At 62.0% G+C, this 13,389-nt stretch carries 9 protein-coding genes; 3 read left to right on the top strand and 6 right to left on the bottom strand.

Translation table 11 applies throughout. From position 1 onward, the window contains the following. Positions 1-5: 5 nt before the first annotated feature. The 6 genes from N005_RS22620 to N005_RS22595 form a co-directional block, all read right to left on the bottom strand. Positions 6-1,508: an ATPase domain-containing protein gene (locus N005_RS22620; RefSeq protein WP_047703218.1), complete on the bottom strand. Its 1,503-nt coding sequence runs from the start codon at positions 1,506-1,508 to the stop codon at positions 6-8. Positions 1,509-1,642: 134 nt separating this feature from the next. After that, positions 1,643-2,698, bottom strand: coding sequence for a tetratricopeptide repeat protein (locus N005_RS22615; protein ID WP_047703217.1), 1,056 nt, complete (start codon positions 2,696-2,698; stop codon positions 1,643-1,645). Positions 2,699-3,022: 324 nt separating this feature from the next. Beyond that, positions 3,023-4,444, bottom strand: coding sequence for an efflux transporter outer membrane subunit (locus N005_RS22610; RefSeq protein ID WP_047704108.1), 1,422 nt, complete (start codon positions 4,442-4,444; stop codon positions 3,023-3,025). A gap of 11 nt (positions 4,445-4,455) precedes the next feature. Beyond that, positions 4,456-7,635: an efflux RND transporter permease subunit gene (locus tag N005_RS22605; RefSeq protein ID WP_047703216.1), complete on the bottom strand. Its 3,180-nt coding sequence runs from the start codon at positions 7,633-7,635 to the stop codon at positions 4,456-4,458. Between the two features lie 15 nt (positions 7,636-7,650). Further along, positions 7,651-8,904: a multidrug efflux RND transporter periplasmic adaptor subunit MexE gene (gene mexE / locus N005_RS22600; RefSeq protein ID WP_047703215.1), complete on the bottom strand. Its 1,254-nt coding sequence runs from the start codon at positions 8,902-8,904 to the stop codon at positions 7,651-7,653. Between the two features lie 233 nt (positions 8,905-9,137). Next, positions 9,138-9,902, bottom strand: a complete 765-nt coding sequence (locus tag N005_RS22595) for a substrate-binding periplasmic protein (RefSeq protein WP_047703214.1) — start codon at positions 9,900-9,902, stop codon at positions 9,138-9,140. On the opposite strand from N005_RS22595, the gene N005_RS29490 reads away from it, so the two are divergent. The 3 genes from N005_RS29490 (at position 9,901) to N005_RS22585 (ending at position 13,388) form a co-directional block, all read left to right on the top strand. Next, on the top strand, positions 9,901-10,119 hold the full coding sequence (locus N005_RS29490; RefSeq protein ID WP_162843587.1) for a hypothetical protein: 219 nt from the start codon (positions 9,901-9,903) through the stop codon (positions 10,117-10,119). The two genes, N005_RS22595 and N005_RS29490, sit on opposite strands and share 2 nt — an antisense overlap. Before the next feature lie 214 nt (positions 10,120-10,333). Continuing rightward, complete coding sequence (locus N005_RS22590; protein WP_047703213.1) at positions 10,334-12,049, top strand: type I secretion system permease/ATPase; 1,716 nt, start codon at positions 10,334-10,336, stop codon at positions 12,047-12,049. Positions 12,050-12,068: 19 nt separating this feature from the next. Further along, positions 12,069-13,388, top strand: a complete 1,320-nt coding sequence (locus N005_RS22585) for an HlyD family type I secretion periplasmic adaptor subunit (RefSeq protein ID WP_047703212.1) — start codon at positions 12,069-12,071, stop codon at positions 13,386-13,388. The last annotated feature ends 1 nt before the right edge of the window (position 13,389 follow it).

Raw genomic sequence — 13,389 nt, 5'->3', positions numbered from 1 at the left:
CAAAATCACTGGAGCTCATCCTTGAGCAGCGGGTGGTCCGCTCCCATATAGGTCGGTACCCCACGCAAGACACCCTGGAAGGCTTCGAGTGGTTCACCGATGGTCATGCCTTGCCCGCTGATGCGGTATTCGCGGATCGTCGATTCGTGGCTGCCGGTGCGTTTCTTGATGATGGAAATGGCTCGGCGGACCTTGCCCAATGCCTCGAAATACCGCAACAGAATCACGGTGTCGGCCAGATAGGTAATGTCCACCGGCGCCTGCATGTCGCCTACCAGGCCATGTTGCGCGACGGTCATGAAGGTCGCTGCTCCCTTGCGATTGAGGTACAGCAACAGTTCATGCATGTGCAGCACCAGCGCATTTTCTTCCGGCATGGCAGCCTGGTAGCCGTTGATGCTGTCGATCACCACGGTCTTGATGTCGCCGTCATCGACGCAACGACGTACCCGGTGGGAGAACTCACCGGGGGACAGCTCGGCGGCGTCCACCTGTTCGATCAGCAGGTTGCCGGTTTTTTGCAGCGCCTGAAGGTCGATACCGATATTTTTCATGCGTTCGAACAGCAGGCCCAGCTCTTCGTCGAAAATGAACAGCGCGGCCTTCTCGCCCCGATGCACGGCCGCTGCGGCGAAGATCAGCGAAATCAGCGACTTCCCGGTACCGGCCGGCCCGAGGATCAAGGTGCTTGAACCGGTCTCGATACCGCCACCCAGCAGGGCATCCATCTCCGCGATGCCGCTGGAGAGTTGTTGACGCAGGTATTGCCCGCGATGCTCGGCTGCCACCAGGCGTGGGAAGACATGAAGACCGTCCCCCATGATGGTGAAGTCGTGAAAGCCGCCACGGTATTTCTGCCCGCGATACTTGACCACCCGGATCCGTCGCCGCTCGGCGCCATAATTGGGCGTCAGCTCTTCGAGACGGATCACCCCGTGGGCGACACTGTGCACGGTCTTGTCCAGGGATTCGGTCGTCAGGTCATCGAGCAGCAGGACGGTGGCGTCGTAGCGCACGAAGTAGTGCTTGATCGCCAGGATCTGCCGCCGATAGCGCAGGGAACTCTGTGCCAGCAGGCGGATCTCCGACAGGCTGTCGAGTACGACCCGGGTCGGCTTGACCTGTTCGACCACCTCGAAGATCTGCCGCGTCGCTTCCCCCAGCTCCAGGTCCGACGAGTACAGCAGGCTTTGCTGGTGCTCGGCATTGAGCAGGCTTTCAGGCGGCGTCAGCTCGAAAATGTGGATGTGGTCATCCAGGGTCCACCCGTGGGAACTCGCGCCCTGGCGCAATTCACGCTCGGTTTCCGAGAGCGTGATGTACAACGAGCGCTCGCCGGCTTGGGCGCCGGCCAACAAAAAATGCAACGCGACCGTGGTCTTGCCGGTGCCGGGTTCCCCTTCCAACAGGAACACATGGCCGCGGGACAAGCCACCGGAGAGGATATTGTCCAGTCCTTCGATACCGGTGGCGGCTTTGGCGTCGATCAACTCGTTCAATGTAGACAAAAATAGCCCCCTCAATGGCCAAGGAAGTAAAGCAGGTTGAAGTGTCTGAATACTTGACCTTTGGCGGTGATAGCGGTTCCACTTCCGACACAAAACCTGTGAAGTTGTACAACTTTTGGAGCGTCCGGGGCTTTTTACAGACCCTGTTGCAATGCCGGGTCGTCCGGGTTCAGCTGCTCCAGTTTCGCCAGCAGGATCTGTACATTCTGCAGTTGCCCGGTTTCCTTCCAATAGTTGATCAGCAGCACCCGCGCCTTACGGTCGGCGGGGTAGCGCTGGACAATTTCCTGCAACTGTTTCTGTGCGGCTTCCAGCTCCTGCTCGGCATGCAGGGTGGTTGCCAGGTCGTAACGGTAATGACGATTGTCGGGCTCAAGTTCCACGGCCTTTGCCAGGCCGAGCACCGCGTATTCGCTCTGGCCATGCTGCAGCAACCACATGCCCAGCGCATGTTGCAGGTAAGCTGACTGTGGCTGGCTTTGCAACTGTCTGGCGAGTAATTGTCGCGCGGCTTCGCCCTGGCCCTGTTTGTCGAGCACTTCGATCTGCATGACCACCGCCGGCAGGTTGTCGGGTTGCAGGCGCAAGGCTTGCTCCAGGGCTTGCTGGGCCTTTTTCAGTTCGGCGTTGTGCAGGTGCAGGCGAGCGAGCTGATAGAAAGACTCGGTGGTTTGCGGGCCATCTTCGAGCTGCTGTTCCCAAGTGTCGATGGCCAGCTGCATGGCGCCGAAGTACAAGCCAAGGTCATCCGGCGACAGGCCCAGCAGGGCGTTCACGGCGGCAAATCGCACATTGGAATCGTTATCGTCGAGCAATGGCCCGAGCAGCAGGCTGCGCTGCCCCGTCGGCACCAGCCCGACGATGCTGCCGATGGCTGCCCGACGTACATCCGGCGATTCGTTATGCAGGTCCGCATCTGCCAGTTTCAAGGCCTGGGGGCTTGGGTAGTTGGGCAGCTCGGCGTGCAGCCACACACGCCGCTTGGGCGAGAGGTCCGGACGCCCGAGTTGCTGATAGAGCATTCTCGCCGCGCCCGGGAGCCCGTTGCGCGCCTGCGCCAGGGCTTCACTGTAGCCGCGCTTGATGGCCTCAGGGATTTGAGGGGTGCTGCTGTGCCGCCACAATGCACCCAGACCGATCATCAGGACGAACCCAAGGCTGAGCAGAAGATAGCGGCGAGACGAAGACATGCAGGTAATCCATAACCGGGAAACTTGAAGTGTCGCAAGCTTCGGTCAGCTGGGGGGCTGAGTCAAACCTTGTGATAGGTATGCAGGGCCTGTGAGTACAGATTGCTTTCGCTGGGATGTGGCAAAAACCTTGTGGGAGCGAGCCTGCTCGCGATAGCTGTCTGCCGGTCGGCATCCATGTCGACTGACACACCGCCATCGCGAGCAGGCTCGCTCCCACAGGGGCACTCCGGGTGAGATAAAAAAAGCCCCGCGTCCAAGGCGGAGGCGGGGCAAGGATCTGGTTGATTGCGGTCAACCAAAGGGGCTCTGTGCAAAGACCGGTCAGTTGCTGGCGACGGTTTCCGGCTGCCAGCCACCGCCCAGGGCCTTGTAGATCGCGACGATGCCGCGGTACAGGTCGACTTCGGCCTGGGCCTGGGTGTCTTCAGCGGCGAGGCGTTCGCGCTGGGCGTCGAGCAGCACGAGGAAGTCCACGGTACCTTCGCGGTAACGGATTTCCGCCAGGTCGGCAGCGGCACGGCTGGATTCGCTCTGGCGGATCAGCGAGATCAGGCGTTGCTGGCGTTTGCCGTAATCGCTGAAGGCGTTTTCCGACTCTTCCAGGGCCAGCAGCACCTGTTGCTCGTAAGTCGCCAGGGCGCCATCGGCCTCGGCATTGGCACCGCGCAGGCGAGCCCGCACGCTGCCCAGGTCAAACGCTGCCCAGGTAATGCTCGGGCCCAGTGCCCAGGCGTTGGCCGCCGAGGAGCCGATCTGCGAACCACGCCCTGCGGTGAAGCCGAGGAAGCCGCTGAGGCTGACCCGTGGAAACAGGTCCGCCTTGGCCACGCCGATACGCGCCGTAGCGGCGGCCAACTGACGTTCGGCGCTGAGAATGTCCGGGCGACGTTGCAGCAGCTGCCCCGGATCACCGATTGGCAAGGCCTTGGCAATGGCCGGCAGGTCCTTGGGGCTCAGGTCTACGCTCAATTTGTCCGGACGCTCACCCAGCAGGGTGGCGATGCGGTTGCGCTGACGCACCTGTTCGGCCTGCAGTTGCGGCACGCTGGCTTCTACCGAGGCCAGGCGCGCGTCGGCACGGACCACGTCCAGCTGATCGCCTACACCGGCGTCGCGCAGGCTTTCGGTGATCTTGCGCGATGCCTGCTGGTTCTGGAGGTTCGCCAGGGCGATTTTTTCCCGCAGTTGGGCGCCGCGCAGTTGACCGTAGGCATCCACCAGCTCGGCGATCATGGTCACTTGCAGTTGGTAGAGATCGGCCTCGGCCGCCTGCTGATCGGCGTCGGTGGCTTCCAGGTTGCGCTGGATGCGCCCGAACAGATCGACTTCCCAGGCCATGTCCAGGCCCAGGTCGTAGCGCTCGGTATTGACCCGGTCGGTGGTCTGCCCCGGAATCTGGCCTTTGCCCAGGTTGCTGCTGGCGCGACTGGTAATGGTCGGCATCGCATCGTTGCTGGCGTCATCGCGGATGGCCCGGGCCGCCCGCAGACGGGCGAAGGCGACGCGCAACTCGCGGTTGCCTTCCAGGGAACGGGTCACCAGCGCGTTGAGGGTCGGGTCGTCGAACTGCTGCCACCAGACGCCTTCGAATCGGGCCCGGTCGAAGTTCTTCTGGCCGGCGGCGCCGTCGGTAGCGGTAGTGATATTCGCCGCCTCGGTTTGCGGAGCCTTGTAGTCCGGCCCCACGGCGCAGGCGCTCAAGGCCAGGACCAGCAAGCTCGGCACGAACACCTTCAAGCTCATTGTCGCCAAGCTCATTGTTGCGTCTCCAGTTTCAACGCCCGGGCCGCCTTGCGGGCCTCGCTGCGTTCGACGAAGTTACGAATCAGTACATAGAACACTGGGGTGAGCAGCAGGCCGAAGAAGGTTACGCCGAGCATGCCCGAGAACACCGCGACACCCATGGCGTGGCGCATTTCGGCACCGGCACCGCTGGAGAACACCAGGGGCACCACGCCCATGATGAAGGCCACGGAGGTCATCAGGATCGGCCGCAGACGCAGGCGGCAGGCTTCCAGGACCGCAGCCAGCGGGTTCATGCCTTCGAGCTGTTTATCCTTGGCGAACTCGACGATGAGGATCGCGTTCTTGCAGGCAAGCCCCACCAGTACGATCAGGCCGATCTGGGTAAAGATGTTGTTGTCGCCACCGGACAGGATCACCCCGGTAATGGCGGACAACAGGGTCATCGGTACGATCAGGATCACCGCCAGCGGCAGGCTCCAGCTCTCGTATTGCGCCGCGAGTACCAGGAACGCCAGCAGTACGCAGAGCGGGAACACGAACAGTGCGGTGTTGCCCGACAGGATCTGCTGGTAGGTCAGGTCGGTCCACTCGTAGGTCATGCCGTTGGGCAATTCGTCCTTGAGCAGTTTCTCGATGGCTTTCTCGGCCTGGCCGGAGCTGTAGCCTGGCGCGGCGGCACCGTTGATTTCAGCGGTGATGAAGCCGTTGTAGTGCATCACGCGGTCCGGTCCCGAGGAGTCGCTGACCTTGATGAAGGTCGCCAGCGGGATCATCTCGCCACGGTTGTTGCGCACCTTGAGCTGGCCGATCTGGTCCGATTCGAGACGGAATTGCTGCTCGGCCTGGACGTTGACCTGATAGGTACGACCGAAGCGGTTGAAGTCGTTGGCATACAGCGAACCCAGGTAGATCTGCAGGGTGTCGAAGATGTCGCTGACGGCCACGCCGTGGGTCTTGGCTTTTTCCCGGTCGATGGCGGCATCCACCTGGGGCACGTTCACGGTGTAGCTGGTGAACAACCCGGCCAACTCAGGCACGCTGCGGCTCTTGGTGATGATGTTCATGGTTTCCTTGTACAGCTCGTCGTAGCCCAGGTTGCCCCGGTCTTCGATCTGCAGGCGGAAACCACCGATCGTGCCCAGGCCCTGTACCGGCGGCGGTGGGAAGATCGCCATGTAGGCTTCCTGAATGCCCGCGAACTGGCCATTCAGCGCGCCGGCGATGGCACCGGCCGACTGGCTCGGGTCCTTGCGCTCGTCGAAAGGCTTGAGGGTCACGAACACGATGCCGGCGTTCGGGCTGTTGGTGAAACCGTTGATCGACAGGCCCGGGAACGCTACCGCGCTTTGCACGCCCGGTTGCTTGAGCGCCAGGTCGGACATGCGCTTGATCACGTCTTCGGTGCGATCCAGGCTCGCGGCATCCGGCAGTTGGGCGAAGGCCACCAGGTATTGCTTGTCCTGGCCAGGCACGAAGCCGGTCGGGGTGTTGGAGAAACCGAAGAACGTCAACACCATCAGGCCCGCATAGACGAACAGGGCGATGCCGCTGCTGCGGATCACGCGGCCTACGGCTCCTACGTAGCTGTGGCTGGCACGGTCGAAGAAGCGGTTGAACGGGCGGAACAGCCAGCTGCCCAGCAGCGCATCGAGGAACTTGGAGAAACGGTCCTTGGGCGCGTCATGACTCTTGAGCAATACCGCGGCCAGGGCCGGCGACAGTGTCAGGGAGTTGAACGCCGAGATCACGGTGGAAATGGCAATGGTCAACGCGAACTGCTTATAGAACTGGCCGGTCAAGCCGCTGATGAAGGCTGCCGGAACGAAAACCGCGCAGAGCACCAGGGCGGTGGCGATGATCGGGCCGGTCACCTCGCCCATGGCGCGCTTGGTCGCTTCCACCGGGGTGAGGCCGAGGCCGATGTTCCGTTCGACGTTTTCCACCACGACGATGGCGTCGTCCACCACGATACCGATGGCCAACACCAACCCGAAGAGCGAAAGCGCGTTCAACGAGAAGCCGAACAGGTGCATCACCGCGAACGTACCGATCAACGACACCGGCACGGCCACCAGTGGGATGATCGAGGCACGCCAGGTCTGCAGGAACAGGATCACTACCAGCACCACGAGGATCAGCGCTTCGAACAGGGTGTGGACCACCGCCTCGATGGAACCGCGCACGAAGATCGTCGGGTCGTAGACGATGCTGTAGTCCATGCCCGCCGGGAAGTTCTTCTTCAGTTCGTCCATCTTGGCATGGACGTCGTTGGAGATCTGGATGGCGTTGGAACCTGGGCGCTGGAAGATCGGGATCGCCACCGCCGGCTGGTTGTCGAGCAGCGAGCGCAGGGCGTACTGGCTGGAGCCCAGCTCCACCCGGGCAATGTCTTTCAGGCGGGTGATTTCACCATTGGCGCCGGATCGGATGATGATGTTCTCGAACTCTTCCTCATTCACCAGGCGACCCTGGGTGTTGATCGAGAGTTGGAAAGCCTGGGCATTCGGTGCCGGCGGTGCACCGAGGGCACCGGCCGCGACCTGACGGTTCTGCTCGCGAATGGCGGTGACCACGTCGGTGGCGGTCAGGTTGCGCGAAGCGGTCTTGTTCGGATCGAGCCAGACCCGCAGGGAGTAATCGCCCATGCCGAACAGTTGCACATCACCCACGCCACCCAGGCGCGCCAGCTCATCCTTGATGTTGAGCAGGGCGTAGTTGGACAGGTAGAGCATGTCGTAGCGTTTGTCCGGCGAGGTCAAGTGCACGACCATGGTCAGGTCGGGCGACGCCTTGTCCACCGTGATACCGATCCGGGTCACTTCTTCGGGGAGCTTGGGCTCGGTCCGGGTGACGCGGTTCTGCACCTGTACCTGGGCATTGTCCAGGTCGGTGCCCAGGGCAAAGGTGATGGTCAGGGTGATCTTGCCGTCAGCGGTGGACTGCGAGGACATGTACAGCATGTTCTCGATGCCGGTGATGGCCTGTTCCAGGGGCGCCGCCACGGTTTCACCGATGACCTTGGGGTTGGCGCCCGGGAAGTTGGCCCGTACGACTACGGTAGGCGGCACGACTTCGGGGTATTCGCTGATCGGCAATTGGAACAGCGAGATGGCGCCGGCGATCAGGATCAGCAGCGAAAGCACCGCTGCGAAGATCGGCCGGGAAATGAAGAACTGGGAAAATTTCATCTTGAGTTCAGTTCCTTAACCGCGTGGGGTCGCAGCGGCCAGTTTCCCCGCCGCCGTGGACGTCGCCTTGGACGGCGCGACCTGGGGCAGGTTGCTGGCTTCGAGCGCTTTGCGTTGTTGAGCCAGGGCGGCGAGAGTCTGTTCGCTGGCCATCGGTACGACTTCAGGCGTGACCGGTGCCCCTGGGCGAGCCCGTTGCAGCCCTTTGACGATGATGGTGTCGTCCTTGCTCAGGCCGCTACGCACGATGCGCAGGCCTTCGATCTTCGGCCCCAGCTCGACGGGGCGATACGCAGGCTTGTTGTCGGCGTCCATCACCAGCACGAACTTCTTGCCCAGGTCGGTGCCCACGGCTTCATCGTTGATCAACACGGCGGAGTAGGTGCCGCTGCCCACCAGCTTCAACCGGGCATACAGGCCGGGGGTGTAGGCGCCGTCCTTGTTGTCGAACACGGCGCGGCCGCGGATGGTGCCGGTCTGCGGGTTGACCTGGTTGTCGATGAAGTTCATCTGGCCCTGGTGCGGGTTGCCGTCCTCGTTGGACAAGCCCATGTAGACCGGCGTGGCCTGGCCGCGCTGGCCCTGGCGGGCGAGTTGGGTGTATTTGAGGAAGACACGCTCGTCGGCGTCGAAGTAGGCGTAGACCTTGTCGGTGGACACCACGCTGGTGAGCGCGGTCACGTCGGCGGTCACCAGGTTGCCGGCGGTGATTTCCGCGCGGCTGACGCGACCATTGATGGGCGAAGTGACACGGGTGAAGCTCAGGTTCAGTTTGGCCAGGTCCAGTTGTGCCTGGATCGCCGCAGCGGCGGCACGGGCCTCCTGGGCGGCGCTGGTACGCGAGTCCGCCAGTTCGGCGGAAATCGCATTGCTCTGGCGCAGGCGTTCGCCACGTTGGGCTTCGTTCTCGCTGCGGGTGGCCGTGGCGCGGGCCTGGGCCAGTTGGGCTTCGAGACGACGCACTTCAGCCTGGAAGGGGCGAGGGTCGATCTGGAACAGCAGGTCGCCTTTCTTGACCAGCGCACCTTCGGTAAAGGCCACTTCGTCGATCTGCCCGGAAACCCGTGGACGAATCTCGACGGTTTCCGGTGCTTCGAGGCGTCCGGTGAATTCGTCCCATTCGTTGACTGGCTGTTCCAGTACCTTGGCCACGCTGACTTTGGCGGCCGGCATGGACGCTGCCGTGTCAGGTGTCTTGCCACAGGCGCTTATCACCAGCACCGCCAACAGTGCGAGGGGAAAACGTAGTTTTGAAAGTGAATGGTCCATGGATAGCATCCGCCAAGTGTATTGAGATGGGCGGATAATGCGTGGCGCAATGCAGTGGAACGAATCGAATGAAGCAAAGGTAACTATCATTCGGAATGATATAAGCGCAGCCAACCTGTGGATGACCGGCGGCGAGGGCGCTTGTTCGCGAAAGTACGCGGCCCCAATGAGTTCGGGGTGCCGTTTTCAGGGGTGCTTCGCACCCCAGTGGGAGCGAGCTCCCTCGCCCCAGGTCATTGCGCCAGGTAACGTTCACGCACGCGCTCGAAGGTGCCATCTTTGCGCAACGTTTCAACGGCCTCGCGCAGGGCCTCGACCATTTGCGCAGAGCATTGCTTCGAGCAGGCCAGGTAAAGGTCGGCATGGCTGTTGACCGGACTCATGAGCAATTTGCGCTGGGACACTTTCGGCCAGATGTAGCGACTTTCCGGAACGCCGTTGAACCAGGCATCGATGCGTCCCATCAGTAGCATCTGGGCGGGGTTGTCGCCAATGGTCAGGCGATAGATCTGGTCATCCCTGAAGCCCTCGGCCCGCAGGATATCCTCCTGGGCACTGCCCAGGCCGACGCCGATCTTGTGGTAGGTGTCCCTGGCTTCGGCAAAATTGCGCACTTGCCGGTCGAGGCTGAAGAACGCCCGCTCCATCGGCATGATGGAGGCGATCCAGGTGAAGTGGTCCTCACGACTGGGGATGCGCGACAGGGGCGCGATCAGATGATCCCGCTCCTCGCTGACATGTTTTTGCGCTCTGGCCCAGGGCAATACGTGGATTTTCACCGCGTAACCCGCCTTGATCATGGCCTGCACGGCGATATCGCCAACGATGCCATTGCCCCTGGGGTCGTCGACGAAGGTCAGCGGCGGGGCGTCCAGGATGTGCAGTTCAATTGGTCTGGGCTCGCCGTGTGTGCTCTGGACGAACAGCAGCGATAGCAACAGACAAAGCCGCGAGAACACTTCGGAACGGACATTCAACACGCAGGTGATCCGGCTCATGATCGATACTTCAGGCATTGAAAAAAAGTGCTGCATTCTACGTGTGGCCGGCGGCGTGAAACAGCGCCTTGCAAATTATACGAATCATTCGATGCGGCGTTCCCGAAAGCAGGCCTGCCATGATCGTTTCGCCAGGAGACTCTGTTGCTGTTGCCTTGGCCTCAAGGGTTGTCCTGAAGGTATAGATCATCTGGCCGCCGAAAGCCTTGCGTTTTGATTCCGGATTGGCGGGCGGATGCCGTTGCCTTGGCGATCATTGCCAGGTTGCAACTTGTCCTTCAGAACCACGCCTCTCTGCCGATACAACGCAGGCAGCTCAAACCACGCGGGTGCCCAAGAGGTGTCCGCCGACGCTCTTCAAGGCGTTCATGCGCCAGTGATTACTACGACTTTCGCAGGTTGGCCTCCATGTCGACCTCAGGTAATGAACCATGTCAGCCCACCCCAGGACCGAGCTGGAAAGCGCTCTTGCCCTTTGCAAGGGCAGTTTTCTGTCCGTTGGTTTTTTCAGTTTCTTCGTCAATTTGCTGATGCTGGTGCCGTCGTTCTACATGCTGCAGGTGTACGACCGGGCGGTAGGCAGTGCCAGCTTGTCGACCTTGCTGATGCTGACGCTGATCATGTTGCTATTGATGAGCACGATGGGCGGCCTGGAGTGGGTGCGCTCGCGGATCATGGTGCGAGTCAGTACACGCCTGGACTCATTGTTGGGACAACGTCTGTTCGATGCCAGTTTCAAGCAGGCACTCAATACCGGCGGCATGAACGCCTCGGGCCAGCCGTTGAGCGATCTGAGCGCCTTGCGTCAGTTCCTGACCGGTAATGGGCTGTTCGCTTTTTTCGATGCGCCCTGGATTCCGATCTACCTGGGCGTCATGTTCATGTTCCACCCCTGGTACGGTTGGATGGGAGTGCTGAGCGCGTTGTTGCTCGGGGCATTGGCCTTCGTCAATGAAAAACTCACGCGCGCACCGTTGCAGGCCGCCAACCGGCAGCAGATGACGGCCACCGCTTTCATAAGCAAGAGCCTGCGCAATGCCGAAGTGGTCGAGTCCATGGGCATGCTCGCAAGCCTGCGTGAACATTGGAGCCGTCGGGGCCATGAGGTCCTGATCCTGCAAAGCCTGGCCAGCGATCGCGGTGCAACCATCGCGGCACTGTCCAGAACATTCCGCCAGATCGTCCAATCCCTGGTGTTGGGCCTGGGTGCCTATCTGACGATCACCCACCAGATTTCGCCGGGGCTGATGATTGCTGGCTCGATTCTGCTGGGACGTGCATTGGCGCCTATCGATCAGTTGATCGGCGTGTGGAAAGGCTTTCTCGGGGCGCGCGCTCAATATGCCCGGCTCCATGAGTTGCTGGTCAAGGTTGCCGCGGAGCCTGAACGCATGCCGTTGCCGGCGCCGGAGGGGGCGATTCGTGTCGAAGGGTTGTCGGTCGGTGCCCCCTACGCGCGCAAACCGATCATCCGCGGCCTGGACTTCCAGGTCGCCGCGGGGGAGGTGGTGGGCATCATCGGCCCCAGCGGCGCCGGGAAATCAACCCTGGCCCGGGCATTGCTGGGTATCTGGCCAAGCCAGGCCGGTAGCGTGCGCCTGGACGCTGCGGACATCAGCCAATGGCGCCGTGAAGAGCTGGGCCAGTACATCGGTTATCTGCCCCAGGATATCGAGTTGTTCGAGGGCACCATCAGCCAGAATATCTCGCGCTTCGGCCCGGCCAACGCGCCTGCGGTGGTCGCCGCCGCACGCATGGCCGGCGTGCATGAGCTGGTGCTGCAATTGCCCGAGGGCTACGACACCGTGATCGGTGCCAATGGTGGCGGCTTGTCCGGCGGCCAGCGTCAACGGGTTGGCCTGGCCCGTGCCTTGTATGGCGAACCGCGCCTGGTGGTGCTCGACGAACCCAACTCCAACCTGGATGACGCCGGCGAAAAAATGCTCGCCGAGGCCCTGCGCAAACTCAAGCAGAGCCGGGCCACGGTATTTGTCATCACCCATCGCTCCGGGGTGCTGGCGCACGTAGACAAATTGTTGGTGCTCAATCAGGGCGAGCTGAGCCTGTTCGGCCCGCGGGACAAGGTCCTGGCGCGATTGCAGGGCGTTGCGCCCGCAGTCCAGCCGGCCACCGCGATTCAATCGTAAGCAGCGGATGAACCTTTTCATGCAGAACAGTCAGCCTTCATCCGCCCACATGCCCGCACTGCCGATCGATGATGGACCGGCACGGCGCATCGGCTACTTCCTGTTGTTGGTGACTTTCGGCCTGTTCGGCGGCTGGGCCAGCCTTGCGCCGCTCGACAGTGCCGCCCTGGCGCCGGGCGTGATCACGGTCAAAAGCTACCGCAAGACGGTACAACATCTTGAGGGCGGCATCGTCCGCGAGCTGCGCGTTCATGACGGCGACCGGGTGAGCGCCGGCGATGTATTGCTGGTGCTCGACAACACCCAGGCGCGCTCGGAAATGGAAGCCATGCGCAGCCAGTTGATCGCCGCGCTGGAGTTGCAGGCCCGACTGGAGGCTGAGCGGGACGCACGGCCCGCGCCGGCAGCCGTGCCGACCCTGGATCCCGCTGATCCGCGAGTACGCGAGGCCCGCGACAGCGAGGCACGGATCTTTCAGGCACGACGGAACTCGTTGCTGGGCGAAGTCGGCCTGCAGGAAAAGACCATCGGGCAAATCGAAGAGCAGATTCGCGGGTTCAAGACCATCCTCGCCAGCAAGCAGATGCTGGCGGCCTCCTACCAGGCTGAAATCGTCGATTTGCGAGCGCTGCTTGCCGAAGGTTACGTGGACAAGCAGCGCCTGCGTGAACAGGAGCGCAGTCTCTCTCGGTTGCAGACTGAAATAGCCGAAACCCAGTCCCAGATCGCCCAGGCGCGGATCAATGTCGACGAGGCGACACTGAAGATACTGCAGGTGAAAAAGACCTTCGCCAGCGAAGTCGCCGGCCTGTTGGGGGATGCCCGAACCAAGGTGTACGAACTGCGCGAGCGGCTGGCGACCCTGCAGGATCGTGACCAGCGCACTGACATCCTCGCACCCGAATCAGGCATGGTCATGGGCATGACCGTCCATACCCTGGGCGCGGTGGTCAGCCCTGGCACGGCGCTGCTGGACATCGTTCCGGCCAACGAAGAGCTGATCGTCGAAGCCCAGGTTTCGCCGATGGACATCGATCGCATCGCAGTGGGCAAGTTGGCGAACATTCGTTTCAGTGCGTTCAAGAACAGCACTACGCCGGTCGTCGAAGGGCAACTGGTGCAGGTATCCGCTGATCGCCTGATCAACAAGGATACGGGCGCGCCGTATTATCTGGCACGGGTGGCCTTGACCGACAACGGACGCCAGGCGCTGGGCGGCCGGGTTCTGGTGCCGGGGATGCCGGTCGAAGTGCTGATCAATACCGGTGAGCGGACGCTGCTGCAGTACTTGATGCAGCCAGCGAGCAATGCTTTTGCCCGTTCGTTGATCGAGGACTGAC

It is taken from the genome of Pseudomonas mediterranea CFBP 5447, assembly GCF_000774145.1.
In the GTDB taxonomy this organism is placed as follows: Bacteria; Pseudomonadota; Gammaproteobacteria; order Pseudomonadales; family Pseudomonadaceae; genus Aquipseudomonas; species Aquipseudomonas mediterranea.
Note: the sequence above shows the minus strand (reverse complement) of the source record. Positions and strands in the feature narration are given on the sequence as shown.

Coding starts and splice junctions, on each gene's coding strand:
- N005_RS22590 (WP_047703213.1), top strand. CDS start 10,334: ATGTCAGCCCACCCCAGGACCGAGCTGGAAAGCGCTCTTGCCCTTTGC.
- N005_RS22615 (WP_047703217.1), bottom strand. CDS start 2,698: ATGTCTTCGTCTCGCCGCTATCTTCTGCTCAGCCTTGGGTTCGTCCTG.
- N005_RS22605 (WP_047703216.1), bottom strand. CDS start 7,635: ATGAAATTTTCCCAGTTCTTCATTTCCCGGCCGATCTTCGCAGCGGTG.
- N005_RS22595 (WP_047703214.1), bottom strand. CDS start 9,902: ATGAGCCGGATCACCTGCGTGTTGAATGTCCGTTCCGAAGTGTTCTCG.
- N005_RS22585 (WP_047703212.1), top strand. CDS start 12,069: ATGCAGAACAGTCAGCCTTCATCCGCCCACATGCCCGCACTGCCGATC.
- N005_RS29490 (WP_162843587.1), top strand. CDS start 9,901: ATGATCGATACTTCAGGCATTGAAAAAAAGTGCTGCATTCTACGTGTG.
- N005_RS22610 (WP_047704108.1), bottom strand. CDS start 4,444: ATGAGCTTGAAGGTGTTCGTGCCGAGCTTGCTGGTCCTGGCCTTGAGC.
- mexE (WP_047703215.1), bottom strand. CDS start 8,904: ATGGACCATTCACTTTCAAAACTACGTTTTCCCCTCGCACTGTTGGCG.